The organism is Paenibacillus sp. PAMC 26794 (genome assembly GCF_000316035.1).
GTDB lineage: Bacteria > Bacillota > Bacilli > Paenibacillales > Paenibacillaceae > Paenibacillus.
In genome coordinates, this window is sequence record NZ_ANHX01000071.1 from 124,242 (window position 1) to 139,609 (window position 15,368).

At 45.5% G+C, this 15,368-nt stretch carries 14 protein-coding genes and 1 tRNA gene; 2 read left to right on the top strand and 13 right to left on the bottom strand.

The genetic code is table 11. From position 1 onward, the window contains the following. Positions 1-352 precede the first annotated feature (352 nt). The 7 genes from secG to D829_RS0122860 all read right to left on the bottom strand — a co-directional run bounded on the left by secG (position 353) and on the right by D829_RS0122860 (position 8,133). A complete protein-coding gene (gene secG / locus D829_RS0122830; RefSeq protein ID WP_017691238.1) occupies positions 353-586 on the bottom strand; it encodes a preprotein translocase subunit SecG in 234 nt (77 codons plus the stop codon). A gap of 213 nt (positions 587-799) precedes the next feature. Next, positions 800-2,086 (bottom strand): phosphopyruvate hydratase, encoded by a 1,287-nt coding sequence (gene eno / locus D829_RS0122835; protein WP_017691239.1) that lies wholly within the window; start codon positions 2,084-2,086, stop codon positions 800-802. 240 nt (positions 2,087-2,326) lie between these two features. Continuing rightward, complete coding sequence (gpmI, locus tag D829_RS0122840; RefSeq protein ID WP_017691240.1) at positions 2,327-3,871, bottom strand: 2,3-bisphosphoglycerate-independent phosphoglycerate mutase; 1,545 nt, start codon at positions 3,869-3,871, stop codon at positions 2,327-2,329. A gap of 1 nt (position 3,872) precedes the next feature. Continuing rightward, positions 3,873-4,625: a triose-phosphate isomerase gene (gene tpiA, locus D829_RS0122845; protein ID WP_017691241.1), complete on the bottom strand. Its 753-nt coding sequence runs from the start codon at positions 4,623-4,625 to the stop codon at positions 3,873-3,875. A 33-nt stretch (positions 4,626-4,658) separates the two neighbouring features. Continuing rightward, a complete protein-coding gene (locus tag D829_RS0122850) occupies positions 4,659-5,840 on the bottom strand; it encodes a phosphoglycerate kinase (RefSeq protein WP_017691242.1) in 1,182 nt (393 codons plus the stop codon). Between the two features lie 151 nt (positions 5,841-5,991). Further along, positions 5,992-6,999 carry a type I glyceraldehyde-3-phosphate dehydrogenase gene (gap, locus tag D829_RS0122855; protein WP_017691243.1) on the bottom strand — a complete coding sequence of 336 codons (1,008 nt, stop codon included), beginning with the start codon at positions 6,997-6,999 and terminating at the stop codon, positions 5,992-5,994. A 108-nt stretch (positions 7,000-7,107) separates the two neighbouring features. Beyond that, positions 7,108-8,133 (bottom strand): sugar-binding domain-containing protein, encoded by a 1,026-nt coding sequence (locus D829_RS0122860; RefSeq protein ID WP_017691244.1) that lies wholly within the window; start codon positions 8,131-8,133, stop codon positions 7,108-7,110. A 426-nt stretch (positions 8,134-8,559) separates the two neighbouring features. Between D829_RS0122860 and D829_RS0122865 the strand changes: the two genes are divergently transcribed. Both D829_RS0122865 and clpP read left to right on the top strand, forming a co-directional pair. Next, positions 8,560-8,634: transfer RNA gene (locus D829_RS0122865), tRNA-Arg, on the top strand. 176 nt (positions 8,635-8,810) lie between these two features. Further along, positions 8,811-9,407: an ATP-dependent Clp endopeptidase proteolytic subunit ClpP gene (clpP, locus tag D829_RS0122870; protein ID WP_017691245.1), complete on the top strand. Its 597-nt coding sequence runs from the start codon at positions 8,811-8,813 to the stop codon at positions 9,405-9,407. Between the two features lie 183 nt (positions 9,408-9,590). Here clpP and D829_RS0122875 read toward each other — a convergent pair whose 3' ends face one another. The 6 genes from D829_RS0122875 to rapZ all read right to left on the bottom strand — a co-directional run bounded on the left by D829_RS0122875 (position 9,591) and on the right by rapZ (position 15,352). Next, positions 9,591-10,688 (bottom strand): DUF4163 domain-containing protein, encoded by a 1,098-nt coding sequence (locus D829_RS0122875; protein WP_017691246.1) that lies wholly within the window; start codon positions 10,686-10,688, stop codon positions 9,591-9,593. A 385-nt stretch (positions 10,689-11,073) separates the two neighbouring features. Beyond that, positions 11,074-11,826 (bottom strand): SIMPL domain-containing protein, encoded by a 753-nt coding sequence (locus D829_RS0122880; RefSeq protein ID WP_017691247.1) that lies wholly within the window; start codon positions 11,824-11,826, stop codon positions 11,074-11,076. 156 nt (positions 11,827-11,982) lie between these two features. Beyond that, positions 11,983-12,252: an HPr family phosphocarrier protein gene (locus tag D829_RS0122885; protein WP_017691248.1), complete on the bottom strand. Its 270-nt coding sequence runs from the start codon at positions 12,250-12,252 to the stop codon at positions 11,983-11,985. A 255-nt stretch (positions 12,253-12,507) separates the two neighbouring features. Beyond that, the gene (gene whiA / locus D829_RS0122890) at positions 12,508-13,446 is read right to left on the bottom strand and encodes a DNA-binding protein WhiA (RefSeq protein WP_017691249.1); all 939 of its coding nucleotides are present in this window, start codon (positions 13,444-13,446) and stop codon (positions 12,508-12,510) included. 6 nt (positions 13,447-13,452) lie between these two features. Continuing rightward, a complete protein-coding gene (locus D829_RS0122895) occupies positions 13,453-14,439 on the bottom strand; it encodes a YvcK family protein (RefSeq protein ID WP_017691250.1) in 987 nt (328 codons plus the stop codon). 13 nt (positions 14,440-14,452) lie between these two features. Then, positions 14,453-15,352 carry an RNase adapter RapZ gene (gene rapZ / locus D829_RS0122900; protein ID WP_017691251.1) on the bottom strand — a complete coding sequence of 300 codons (900 nt, stop codon included), beginning with the start codon at positions 15,350-15,352 and terminating at the stop codon, positions 14,453-14,455. Positions 15,353-15,368 lie beyond the last annotated feature (16 nt).

The following is a 15,368-nucleotide window of genomic DNA, read 5'->3' on the forward strand; positions in this document are numbered from 1 at the left end:
TCACGCTTTCACATATCTCTACAGACATTTTATGCGATACACGTGCTGTGCGCATCTGGAAAAGGACTACATCCGAAAATTTTCTGTACAGATGACATTCATTATAGGGAGTGAGTTCGCGTAACGAATAAGCGAGGGACATACCATACATGATAGGGGTGTGTTGCATGTTAAGGAAGGAAAACCAAACAGAAGTGAGAAGAAGACCGAAAATCATGGAGTCTATAGATTAAATTGTTGGAAAAGTTTGGACGCGTAAGAATTTATTAAAAAACCCCCGTTTCTTCACGAAACGAAGGTTCATCAATTAAGCCATTAGCTTAAGCTATTCATTGTGCAGCAGTTCCAATTCTTACTTGGAAGCCACCGTAACAACAATAGACAAAATCATAAATCCTGCACCCAGTACCACCGTTGCACGTTGCAGGAAGAGATCCAATCCGCGCGCTTTCGTTTTACCGAAAAGATGTTCCGCACCACCGGAGATGGCACCCGCCAAACCAGCGCTTTTCCCGTGCTGCAGCAATACTACAGTGATTAGACCGATCGAGAAGACAACGAGCAGCAATTTCAAAGCAATATCCATTCTTTCCACCTCCTACCCATGTGGGCATAACATCTCACCATAAAAACAGTTACTTTAATTGTAACATAGCTATGGTTGTACTACAAGTAGTACAGTTCATACAATGCCCTAAATTTCACCATCTGCGTGATCCTTATGTTATATCATTACTCCGTTTCAATGAAAAAAGACAAGCCGGTTACCCGGCTTGCCCGTAAAAGCTGGATATCCAGCTTATTTTTTAAGGTTGTAGAATCCTTTAAGACCATTGTATTGAGCCAGTTCACCCAGTTGATCCTCAATGCGGAGCAATTGGTTGTACTTCGCGATACGGTCTGTACGGGAAGGAGCACCCGTTTTGATTTGACCAGCGTTAGTTGCAACAGCGATATCAGCGATTGTGCTGTCTTCGGACTCACCGGAACGGTGAGAGATTACAGCTGTGTATCCTGCGCGTTTAGCCATTTCGATTGCATCAAATGTTTCAGTCAATGTACCGATTTGGTTAACTTTGATCAGGATGGAGTTACCGATACCTTCGTCGATACCTTTACCCAGACGCTCAGTGTTCGTTACGAACAGGTCATCACCAACGAGTTGTACTTTGTCTCCCAGTTTTTCTGTGAGCAATTTCCAACCATCCCAGTCATCTTCGGACATACCGTCTTCGATTGTGATGATTGGGTATTTCTCAACCCATGAAGCCAGAAGGTCAACATACTCAGCAGAAGTGTAAGATTTACCTTCGCCAGCAAGTGTGTATTTACCATCTTTGTAGAACTCAGTAGAAGCTACGTCCATACCCAGGAATACGTCAACGCCTGGCTTGTAACCTGCTTTTTCAATCGCTTCGATAATTGTAGTGATTGCTTCTTCATTTGAACCAAGGTTCGGTGCGAAACCACCTTCGTCACCTACAGCTGTGTTCAAGCCTTTGGAGCTCAGTACGGATTTCAGGTTGTGGAAGATTTCTGCGCCTACGCGAAGAGCTTCTTTGAAGCTTGGTGCTCCAACAGGAAGAACCATGAACTCTTGAACGTCGATGTTGTTGTCAGCATGCTCACCACCGTTGATGATGTTCATCATTGGTACTGGAAGTACTTTAGCGTTGAATCCGCCCAGGTAAACGTACAATGGCAGATCAAGAGCATCAGCAGCTGCGCGAGCAACAGCCATGGATACAGCCAGGATTGCGTTAGCACCCAATTTAGCTTTGTTTGGCGTACCATCCAAAGCGATCATCAATTTGTCGATACCCAGTTGATCCAATGCATCCATACCGATAACTTCTGGAGCGATTGTTTCGTTTACGTTTTTAACAGCTTGCAGAACGCCTTTACCGAGGTAACGGGATTTGTCGCCATCGCGAAGCTCAACTGCTTCGTGGGCACCAGTGGAGGCACCGGATGGAACGATTGCGCGTCCGATTGCGCCGGACTCCAGGTATACTTCAACTTCTACTGTAGGGTTACCGCGGGAGTCGAGGACTTCGCGAGCGTACACGTCAGAAATAATAGTCATTTGTGATAATCTCCTTTATAGTTGGGATTTATTTTTTGGACCAGCTTGTGTTTGCCCTTATTTCACTACGTCAGCAGAATCGTCTTCTGATCACTGTTATCCCCTGATTTCTTTGAACTTATTTTCATAAGTTGAAATCATGTGATAAAGGCGAGCGCTTCGCTTCTTCAGACTATTTCTGCTGCCTTCGTTCCATGTGCAAACGCCAAACCGCCCAATTTATATCTGTTGTTGCGTAACTTATTTACGGGTAGCGATGACGGATGTACCTGTCATCTCAGCCGGTTTAGGCAATTGCATCAGGTCTAGAATCGTTGGCGCGATATCCGCCAAGATTGCACCTTCACGCAGGGTTACATTTGCATCGGTAACGATAAATGGAACTGGGTTCGTAGTATGAGCTGTGAACGGACGTCCCTTCTCATCGAACACCATATCCGCGTTACCATGATCCGCAGTGATCAGTACAACGCCGCCTTTGGCAAGTACTGCATCCACAACACGGCCCATGCACTCATCTGTTACTTCAACCGCTTTGATGGTAGGCTCCAGCATGCCGGAGTGTCCAACCATATCAGGGTTAGCAAAGTTCAGAATGATGGCGTCATGTTTGTCTGCTTCGATCTCGCGAACACATGCGTCAGCCACTTCATACGCGCTCATCTCCGGTTGCAGGTCATACGTTGCAACTTTTGGTGAGTTGATCAGTACGCGAGTTTCGCCCGGAAGCTCCACATCACGACCGCCGCTGAAGAAAAAGGTAACGTGCGGGTATTTCTCAGTTTCTGCAATACGCAGTTGTTTTTTATTGTTCTGTACCAGAACTTCACCCAGCGTGTTGTCGAGGTTCTTCGGCGAATAAGCCACATAACCTTCAACCGTCTCACTGAACAAAGTCAAGCATACAAAGTGCAAGCCCACAGGGAACTTCGGACCACGATCGAAGCCGCGGAAATCCTGGTTTGTGAATACTTGCGACAACTGGATCGCACGGTCAGGACGGAAGTTGAGGAAGATAACGGAATCACCGCTCTCTACCAAACCTACCGGCTGACCATCCGCTTTAACGATAACCGTTGGTTCAACGAATTCATCAAATACGGATTTCTCATACGATTCTTCAACCGCTTTGAGTGGGTCAGTGTATTTCGGTCCATCTCCATAAACGATGGCGCGGTATGATTTCTCGACCCGTTCCCAACGTTTATCACGGTCCATCGCGTAATAGCGACCTTGAACCGTTGCGATTTGTCCTACACCGACTTCTTCAATCTTGGCGATCAGCTTCTGCATGAAGTCTTTACCACTGTCTGGCATAACATCACGGCCATCCATGAAAGCATGAATATATACATCATTCAATCCTTCTTTTTTGGCCAGATCCAGCATAGCAAACAGGTGGTCGATGTGACTATGTACGCCGCCATCGGACAACAAGCCGTAGAGATGAAGCTTTTTGCCGCTTTGTTTCGCTTCGCGAACAGCTTTGACAAGTGTTTCATTGTCGTAGAACTCGCCGTCACGAATGGATTTGGAGATACGGGTCAAATCCTGGTATACGATCCGGCCGGCACCAATGTTCAGGTGACCTACCTCGGAATTCCCCATTTGCCCTTCTGGCAAACCTACAGCTTCACCGCAAGCAGTAAGAGTTGTATGTGGGAATTGGCTCATGAAACGGTCGTAGTTCGGTTTCTTGGCTTGCGCTACCGCGTTGCCTTCCACCGTGTTACGCAGACCAAAGCCATCCATGATGATCAGTGCTACAGGTTTTGGAGCTGTCATCTTACTTCGCCCCCTCAACAAGCGCGATGAACGAAGCCGGCTGCAAGCTGGCACCGCCAACAAGCGCGCCGTCGATGTCGCTTTGTCCGAGGTATTCTGTTACGTTCTCCGGTTTAACACTGCCGCCGTATTGAATACGAACAGCACTCGCAACCGTCTCGTTGTACAGATCCTTCACCAGTGTACGGATGTAAGCAATAACTTCATTCGCATCTTGGGAAGTGGAGGATTTGCCTGTACCAATCGCCCAGATTGGCTCATAAGCGATAACGACTTGTGCCGCTTGCTCTGCAGACAGACCTGCCAAAGCAGCTTCTGTTTGCACTTTGCATACGTCTTTTGTTTGGTTCGCTTCGCGCTCTTCAAGCGTCTCACCAAGGCAAAAGATTGGAGTCAATCCGTGACGGAATGCTGCATGCAACTTTTTATTGACAGTCTCATCAGTTTCCGCAAAATATTGACGGCGCTCCGAGTGACCAATAATGACATAATCCACACCCAGGTCTTTCAGCATTACGCCGCTGATTTCGCCTGTGAATGCACCGTTGTCTTCAAAATGAAGATTTTGTGCACCAATTTTGATGTTTGTGCCTTTAACAGCTTCTACCAGGGACGGCAGATTTGTAAACGGTGCGCAGATTACAGTTTCCACGCCTTCAACTTCCGCTTTTCCTTTAACTTCCTGAATGAAGTCATTGGATTCGGAAACCGTTTTGAACATTTTCCAGTTACCTGCGATAATCGGTGTTCTCATGGGTTTCAACTCCTTCATGCTATAGACTAAAACTTACTTGTCGTTTAATGCAACTACGCCTGGAAGTACTTTACCTTCCATGAACTCGAGCGATGCACCGCCACCTGTGGAGATGTGGTTCATTTTATCAGCCAATTTGAACTTCTCAGCTGCTGCTGCGGAGTCACCGCCACCAATTACAGTGTAAGCTTCTGTCTCAGCGCAAGCTTCCGCTACTGCACGAGTACCGTGGGAGAATGGCTCGATTTCAAATACGCCCATTGGTCCATTCCATACAACCAATTTGGAGTTTTTGATTACGTCAGCATAGATCTCACGTGTTTTAGGACCGATGTCGATACCTTCCCAATCTGCTGGGATACCATCGATGTCAACGATTTGTGTGTTTGCTTTCGCACTGAAATCGTCAGACACTACGATATCTACCGGCAGGTAGAAGTTTTTGCCCAATTTTTTCGCTTTTTCGATAAAACCGAGAGCAACATCAAGTTTGGAATCATCCAGCAAGGATTGTCCAATTTCATGTCCTTGTGCTTTGAAGAACGTGTAAGTCAGACCGCCACCGATGATTACGTTGTCTGCAATGTTCAGCAGGTTGTCGATTACATCGATTTTGTCCTTAACTTTGGATCCACCAATGATAGCTGTGAAAGGACGCTCAGGGTTGGAGATTGCTTTACCCAACACTTCAAGTTCTTTCTCCATCAACAGACCGGATACCGCTGGCAACAGGTGAGCGATACCTTCTGTCGAAGCGTGTGCTCTGTGAGCCGCGCCAAACGCATCGTTAACGAAAATGTCAGCCAGTTCAGCAAATTGTTTTGCGAGTTCTGAATCATTTTTCTCTTCGCCTGCGTGGAAACGAACGTTTTCAAGCAACAATACGTCGCCGTTGTTCAGTTCAGCGATTTGAGCTTTAACAGCTTCGCCAACGGAATCGTCAGCTTTAACGACTGTTTTACCAAGCAATTCAGACAAACGCTCAGCTGCTGGAGTCAAACGCAAGGATTCAACCAATTCGCCGTTAGGACGACCCATGTGACTTGCCAAAATGACTTTAGCGCCTTTTTCAATCAAGAAGTTGATTGTAGGAAGCGTTGCACGAATACGTTTGTCATCTGTAATTTTACCATCTTCGAGCGGCACATTGAAATCTACACGGACAAAAACCCGTTTTCCTGTCAATTCGATATCGCGTACACTTTTTTTGTTCATCTGTATTTCCTCCGCACCCATGTATTTGGTGGACCAATCAAGAGCTAAAATCACTTGTCAATCCTGGTGTTTTTGAGAAATTTGCAAAATGTAGATATATAAAGAGCGGAAACAATATAGCATCTGTTTCCGCTCTATGTTATTGCAGATATTACTTAATCATTTTTGCAAAGTGCTCCAAAGTGCGAACCAATTGTGCAGTGTAGGACATTTCATTGTCATACCAAGCTACAGTTTTAACCAATTGTTGGTCGCCAACAGTCAGAACTTTAGTTTGAGTTGCATCAAACAGGGAACCGAAAGTGATTCCTTGGATATCGGAAGATACGATTTCGTCTTCTGTGTATCCGAAAGTTTCTGGATCGGAAGCTTCTTGCATAGCTGCGTTAACTTCTTCAGCAGTTACTTTTTTGTTCAGAACAGTTACGAGCTCAGTCAGGGAACCAGTAGCTACTGGTACACGTTGAGCTGCACCGTCAAGGATGCCTTGCAGTTCTGGGATTACCAGACCGATTGCTTTAGCAGCGCCAGTTGTGTTAGGGATGATGTTTTCAGCTGCTGCGCGAGCACGACGGAAGTCACCTTTAGGGTGTGGAGCATCCAGTGTGTTTTGGTCGCCAGTGTAAGCGTGAATTGTAGTCATCAAACCTTGAACGATTCCGAATTTGTCTTGCAGTGTTTTTGCCATAGGTGCCAGGCAGTTTGTTGTGCAAGATGCGCCGGAGATTACAGTTTCAGTACCGTCGAGGATTTCATGGTTTACGTTGTAAACGATGGTTTTCATGTCGCCAGTAGCTGGTGCGGAGATAACAACTTTCTTAGCTCCACCTTTCAAGTGTTTCTCAGCTGCTTCTTTAGTTGTGAAGAAACCAGTACATTCCAGAACGATATCTACGCCCAGGTCGCCCCAAGGAAGTTCTTCCGGGTTACGGTTAGCCAATACTTTAACTTCTTTGCCGTTCACTTTGAAGAAGCCATCGTGTACTTCAACATCGCCATCGAAGCGACCTTGAGTTGTATCATATTTGAGCAAATGAGCGAGCATTTTAGCGTCAGTCAAGTCGTTGATTGCTACTACCTCGATGCCTGCTACATTTTGAATACGGCGGAATGCCAAGCGTCCAATACGTCCAAAACCGTTAATACCTACTTTAATCATGAGTAAGTTCCTCCCAAGTTTTGATTAATTTTTTTTATGAAACTTATATATTCAAGACAGACGGTGAAGTCCGTCAAGACAACAATAGTTGTGATGCAAAGTAAACCCTTATTCCATTTCAGCAACGATGACTTCGGCAGCAGCCTCATCAATAATCAGAATATCTTCCTGACCAAATCGCAACACGGAATGTATAGCAGCAGCTTTGCTTTTGCCACCTGCAATTCCAATCACAACATCGGTTCGTTCAATATCCTGAAGTCGCATACCCAGTGTAAGCATGGTATGTACCACCTCACCCTGATCATTAAAGTAATAACCGAAAGATTCAGATACGGCCCCTTGCTCTTGAAGTTCATCAATAATCTCAGTCGCAAGTTTGCGTCTTTTGGCCATCTCTACGGCATCACCAATTCCATGAATAACAATCCGTGATTGCCTGATCAGCTGCAGAATCTCCTGAACACTAGGGTCCTGGATTAATGATTCATAGGCATGATCACTGAGCAAATCCGGTACATGCAGGAGTTTGTATTGCGCCCCTACCCGTTTTGCCATTGTGGATGCGATCGTATTAGCCTGAATTTCGAGGCTTTCTCCAAGCCCACCGCGTGCTGGTACGAACCAGACACCTTTGAGCGATGTTGGCGGATTTAGTTGTTCTGCGACTTCGGCCGTTGTTGAACCGCCAGTAACGGCGACAACGTCGTTGTCACTCATGATATTGCCGAGAGCCTTCGCTCCGGCTCTGCCCAGTTCCCTTTTGGCAAACGGAGAAACGTCCGAATCGCCAGGAACCACAACTACCTTTTGCAGACCGTAGGCTTGCTTGATGCGCTCTTCCAGCTCGGATAATCCGAACAGCTCTTTGGCTACGGGCTCTAACTGCTGCAGCAAATCATACCCTGCCTCGCTGATCTTCATTCCTGCACTGTCAATTTCAATAAGTCCCTGAGCCTTTAACAGATCGGTCTCAGCCCTCAGAACCCGCTCGGTCATCTGCATGGAATTAGCTAACGTTCTCCGTCCGATCACATCCGATAACATGATCTGTTGCAGAATCGTATACCTCTTTTTCAAGATATCCATGAGATCAGGCAGAAGCTGCTTTTGTACTTCTAAAATCGTTCGCATGCTTTCCACTCCCGCAAGTTCTCGTTCCAAGCTCTCTTTCGTGGCCCTAAAACGTCCCGGGTTAACTTTTTAAGTCCCACTTCTATTCTACCTAAAACTGACGTGACATGCAAGTGTTTCAACGTGTTATTTCGACACGCATCCAGCGTTTGTACGCGCCTATTTTCACAATCCTAGACTTCCATGATCAAGGACTAGCTCACGCATACCATATATAGAGGAAACAAATGAACTCGGTCTACATATCGCTCAGAATCACATTTCATACGGCATGTCCAAAACCTCTAATAGCATTTACTTAAATGTACTCTTTATCCACTCTTCTTCATCATGATCATTTTTAGGTTAATCCAAACCAATACCACAACGAACTGCTTGCAATTAAATATTTCATGAGCTATAATCATTATTGCTGTCACATAATGTGCGCCCGTGGTCCAATGGATATGACGTAGGCCTCCGAAGCCTGAGATCCAAGTTCGATTCTTGGCGGGCGCGCCATTTTTATTTAACAGCTCATAACCCATTTAACCAATGAAACCGGAAAGGTTTCTTTTTTTTGCAAGTTAGTTTGACTTTCTTTGACTTTTTGTTTGGAATTGTTTATTATGTGGGTAATACGGTAACAGTTTAAGTATAAACACCAATAACATTTACATTCCAAGGAGGTTTTTCACGTGAGTTTTATTCCAATGGTCGTTGAACAGAGCAACCGGGGTGAGCGCGCCTACGACATCTACTCCAGATTGCTGAAGGATCGTATTATTTTCCTTGGTAGCGATGTTAATGACGTAGTGGCTAATGCCATTATGGCACAGATGTTGTTCCTGGCTGCGGAAGATCCGGAGAAAGACATTCACTTATACATCAACAGCCCAGGCGGATCGATTACAGCCGGTATGGCCATTTACGATACAATGCAATTCATCAAACCGGATGTTTCTACCATCTGTGTAGGTATGGCGGCTTCCATGGGTGCATTCTTGTTGAATGCCGGTGCAAAAGGTAAACGTTTTGCATTACCAAACAGTGAAATTATGATTCACCAACCACTTGGTGGTGCACAAGGTCAGGCTTCTGACATCGAAATCCGTGCTCGTCGCATCTTGAAAATGCGTGATACCTTGAACCGCATCATCTCTGAGCGTTCAGGTCAACCGCTGGAGCGGATTGAGAAAGATACAGATCGTGACTACTTCATGAGTGCTGCTGAAGCCGCCGATTACGGTATCATTGATAAAGTTATTGAAAACGTAGGATCACAAGGCATCTAAGTGTGACGTAGACCACGGTCTATGCGTTAACATAATCAACACCTAACGTAATCAGCAACACCTCATTGTGTTGTCTATACGGGAAGAAGCCCTCATCATAATCATGATGGGGGCTTCTTTTTTTCATTTTATAGAAAAGATATTTTATAAGAAGATAACTTAAGAGTGCATAATAATGATTCTTTATTTGGTTCCATTTACATTACTGAAAGGTTCTGTGCCTTTAGGGAGAAGCTCTTTGTACATAAATGGCATTTCAGGGAATCCTTCTGCGTACGCCGTATACTCATACAACTGGAAGAACACAACTACACCCGTTGGTGTCACATAGAAATCTTGATCTTTATCTAACCCTTTGTAACCGTCGAGGTACCCGCCGCGGGCTTTCAGTTGTTCACCCACTTTTTTACTCAACGTCTCACGCATGGTTTTGTTATTTTGCAGCACATCATCTAACGTAAGCTCCTTACCTGTGTCCAGTGCAAAGGTGTGGCCCGTACGGTATGTCATACCATGAGCGCCAGCATAATCCTCATATCGTTGTGTAATGAGTCCTAGCACGCCTTTTTCGTTATACGTCACGACATAAGAGCTCTCAAATGCATATGGACGATTGGCTGTTGCACCGCCGAATTCAGATGTCTGTTTCTTGAAGTCAGCTACATAAGCATCCACTTCGTCTTTCAGCACTTTGTTGATCGCCGCTTCAGCTTCTTTGCTGGCAAGTCCACTCACCTGCGGATATTGAACATCTACTTCAGCATTTTTCACAGTGACATTAACTGTTGCCGCTTTAATTTTAACGTTATTTTGTTTCACCTTGCTGAGTGTCAACGTCTTGGTTTTGCCATCCCAATTCCCCTGTACACCCAGATAATCTCTCATTGCTGAGAATGGGATATACAATCTGCCGTTGATCAGCTTTGCGTCCACTTGAGGATAATAGTTGTTAATTCGAACACTCGGCTCGCCATCCAATAGGCTGATCGTCATCGTGTTATTGGCTGCTGTCAAAGCGTACTCTTTGGTTTTCGCATCATATTTCAGCGTTCCACCTGCCACATCTTTAACTGCAGTAAGAGATACCCAAGTTGAGCCACCTTGAAGAAGTCCTTTTTGAGTCAGTGTTTTTCCACCCGATTTCAGAGTTACCTCAGCCGGGGTTGTCACTTTTGAGGATACCGATGCTGCCTGAACCGAACTGTCCTGCCACACCGAACCGCTACCTACAATAATTCCTGCTGCAAGCAAAGCACTTGTCCATTTTTTCCATGATGTCATATATAAAACTCCTCTCTGAATTCACAATTAGGGATCATTGCGTATGTAATCCTGACCTGATCGCATATCTCATACGCTCACCTCTCTATTATAATTAACCCGATTTCGGAAAGGTTTACAGCTCGAGTTACAATGTTGATGAATATCAGACCGAAAATATAACGGGATATGACCTTTTTGTCACGAACAACTATACAAAAAAGATACCAATATACAGCATTTCATGTTGCTTCAAAAAGGTACCCTCCTATTTAACTTCATCAAAGTTTGCTTTTCCAACAAAAAAGACTCTGTCCACAGGACAAAGTCTTTGTCATTATTTCGTTGTACCCTTCAAATGACACTTGAAAAGGTTACTTGAGCTTACAGTCCTTAGTTAGATCTTTTATTTCATTTCATACGTGATATTCAGGATTGTACTTACTTTAACCTGGCCTGTTTCAATCTCAGTGCCACCTGCTGTATCTGCTACTTTGGACATCAAAGCCTCACTTGCATAGAATACAGGCACATTGGCATCACCTTGGCTCACGGAAAGAACAGCACCCAGTTGACGTTTAACTGCTTTTGCAATGGCGCCCGCTTTCACATCTGCATTGGCAACAGCTTTCTCAATCACTTGGGATTCATAACTTTCCGGATTTTCTACAGTAAAGCGCACGTTTTCAATATTGTTGGCACCCGCCCCCGAAGCAGCATCGAGTAACTCGCCGATCTTGTCCATCTGACGATATGTGACTGTCAGCGTATGATGCGCTGTATATCCTTTAATTTGTTGTCCGTCTTTTTCGCTATACGTATAGTTGGGTTGTACAGAGAACTGACTCGTTTGAATGTCGTCTGCACTGATCTTCCACGTGTTCTTCAGCAAGTTGGATACCTTTTGAACTTTGGCAGCATTCGCTTTTTGAGCAGATGCAGCTGTCTCTGCAGTACTGTTCACACCAATGGACAGATAAGCGATATCAGGCTTCACCTGAATCTCACCTTTACCCACAACATTAATCACATTCTGTTGTACTCCCTGAACCTCTGCAGCGTAAGCATAGTTACCTGGTGCAACCCATGCTGTTCCTCCAACAAGCAACGTACTTGCCACTAGCACCGCACCAAACGGTTTCATCCATTGTTTACCCATCACGATAGCCTCCTTATGTGTTAACATCTCAAACTTTAAACGATTTGATACCTTAACAGACGGGACAAATTCCATAATGTTGCACTTGACGAGAGCATAAACGTAAAAAACGCAAAAAAGCCCCTTTCGGGACTTCTTCATTGGATTGATCATATCTTATTGGTTTTCGAGCTCTTCCTTGCTTACCAGACTAACTAAAGCGTTTACAGCCTGTTCGGCATCCGCGCCTTCTGCACTAATCTGGATTTCCGTACCTGTGCTAATTGCAAGGCTCATGATCCCCATGATACTTTTTGCATTAACTTTTTTGTCGTCCTTCTCGACGAACACTTCAGACGAGTACTTATTCGCTTCTTGAACGAACAGTGCAGCAGGTCTGGCATGGAGACCCGTTTTCAAACGGACAACTACCGGGTGCTTTGTCATGGAAACTTACCCCCTATTATGAAATCTGGACATTAAATACACAATTATATTTAAACAACATTATACCATTAACCCGTGCAGGACACTAGAAGAAAAAACTCAAGGTGCTTTGACGGACGTTATCTTGCCCTAATTTCATCTTTTGCACAGCGCATCCAATGACCTAAGTAAGTCCCCTAGATCCTTAACGGTTGACTTTCCCGACCTTTCTGTTCAGCAGAAACAGCCGACCTTGTTACTTTACCCTACTCCGTCTTAACCATAACGTTCTGTGCGTACTTTCTCAGCCAACTCATCAATTTTGCGAAGCCGATGGTTCACTCCCGACTTGCTGACTGTACCTTTGAGGAGTTCGCCCACTTCCTTCAAGTTGATATCGGGATGAGCGAGTCGAACCTCCGCCACTTCGCGAAGCTTCTCGGGCAGCGATTCCAGACCAACTTCCTTTTGCAACAACCGGATATTATCGATTTGTCTTACCGCTGCTCCGATCGTTTTGTTCAGGTTGGCGGTCTCACAATTGACAATCCGGTTAACGGAGTTACGCATATCTCGCATAATACGTACGTCTTCAAACTTGAACAAGGCCTGATGAGCACCAATGATGCTGAGCAGCTCAATGATTTTCTCGCCTTCCTTGATGTATAGGATGAATCCTTTTTTCCGTTCTATACATCGGGCATTCAGATGAAATTCATTGGCCAGATCGACCAGGGCCTGACAGTGTTCTTCGTACATGGACGCAATCTCCAGATGATATGAAGAACCTTCCGGGTTATTAACCGATCCACCTGCCAGAAATGCACCGCGAAGATAGGCCCGTTTACAACAGTTTTGCTGAAACAACTCCGTACTGATCCCTGGGGTAAAGAGAAAGCCCTCAGATACAATATGAAGACTATTGAGAATCTCCTGTACCATGGTTGGAATACGAACAATATATACATTGTTCTTTTTCAGCCGCATTTTTTTGCGGACCAGTAATTCCGTATGCACTTGAAATTGCTTTTTAAGCAGAGAGTATGCCCGTCTTGCAATGGCGGCATTCTCCGTCGAAATATCCAAGATCACTTTTTTATTCGATAACTGCACTGCACCAAGCATACGGATGAGGGCTGAAAGTTCCGCCTTTTCGCAGCACGGTTCGCTCTCGATCATAGTTAACTCTTTTTTGGTCTGTGCTGCAAACGACATGGGACTTCACCTCTTCCGTAACATCCAATTTTGTACCAGTTGGTAGATGTGATGACTTAACTTGTCGGCATCATGGCGCAGATAGGTTTTGAACAGAACAAGGGTATCTGCAACCACCTGATAACCAGCGCTTTCGAGTACATTCATATCCAGTACAACCGGTTTTGCTCCTTTTTCCGCATACTTATTTTGCACTTGTAGCGGAATATCACCATTATTTACGATAACATAGTCGAAGAGCTGATGACCTATATGCTCGTGTACCGCCTTAAGGTGGTCACTTACCGTATAGTTATCTGTTTCTCCCGGCTGTGTCATCACATTACAGATAAACATCTTCACCGCATCAGCCTCTACCACAGCTTCTGCAAGCTTAGGTACGAGCAGATTGGGAAGAATGCTTGTATAGAGGCTGCCTGGCCCGATCAGAATGGCGTCAGCTTGACGAATGGCCTCTACTGCCTCTGGCAACGGCTCCACGTGATCCGGTTCAAGGAAAACACGTTTGATGCGTCCACCCGCCTCAGGGATTTTGGACTCACCTGTAATAATTGTCCCATCTTCCATCTCCGCATGCAACACCACGGCCTGGCCGGCGGCTGGCAATACCTCACCTCGAACGGCAAACACGCGGCTAAGCTCCCGCACTGCGGTCACAAAGTCGCCCGAAATATCCGTCATTGCAGCCAAAATCAAATTTCCCAAGCTGTGGCCTGCAAGCCCCGCGCCTGTATTGAAACGGTACTTCAACATATCTGAAAGCAATGGTTCTACATCAGCCAGTGCCGTAAGCACGTTGCGAATGTCGCCCGGAGGCGGCATCTGTAGCTCATTGCGCAGGATGCCTGAACTTCCACCGTCATCTGCAACTGTGACGATGGCCGTGATATCCAGCGGCTTCTCTTTCAAACCGCGCAGCATCACGGATAATCCGGTTCCGCCGCCCATTACAACTATTCTCGGACGTTCTCTTCGTGGTCCGGCCTCTTTCATCCCTTCACCCTCTTCAATGACGGTCCCGGTCAGCGTCGCGATGGCTCACGGTAACAGCTTCAGTCTCGCTGCTTCCCAACATCTTGCCCAAATATTCCGATATTGCTACCGAACGATGCTTGCCTCCGGTACAGCCGATTCCAATAATAACCTGGCTTTTGCCTTCCTTCCGATATTGCGGAATCAGGAAATGCAGCATATCCAGCAGCTTGGTTAGAAACGCCTGTGTCTCTGGCCATTTCATAACATATTCATACACATCACTATTCTGTCCCGTATTCGGACGCAAATGATCAATATAATGTGGATTCGGTAAAAAACGTACATCAAACACCAGATCAGCATCAATCGGAATGCCGTACTTGAATCCAAACGACGTAATATTCACCGACAGCATTTGGCTCTCGAGATGAGAAAAGCGGGATATGATGCGTTCTTTCAGTTGAGCAGGCTTCATTGTGCTTGTATTCAGTACCTGAGTCGCAGAGTTTTTGAGTTCCTCCAACATCTTGCGTTCCAGTCGGATGCCGTCCAGCGGCATGCCCTCAGGAGCCAGAGGATGTCTGCGCCTGCTTTCTTTGTAACGCTGAACAAGTACAGAATCTGTAGCATCCAGGAATAAAATCTCGCAATGAATGGTAAAATGATCTTTAATATAGTTCAAAGACTCGGACAGAGCCGTAAAGAATTCACGCCCGCGCAGATCGATAACCAATGCAACCTTACCAATCTTGCCGTTTGACTGTTCAATTAGTTCCGCAAATTTTGGAATCAATACCGGCGGTAGATTATCCACACAGAAGAAACCCAGATCCTCCAGGCTTTGTACTGCAATGGTTTTACCTGCTCCGGACATGCCCGTAATGATAATGAGCGTGGCGCCTGTGCCTGGTGATCCTTCACCTTCAAGCATAAATGTCCCCTCCTTA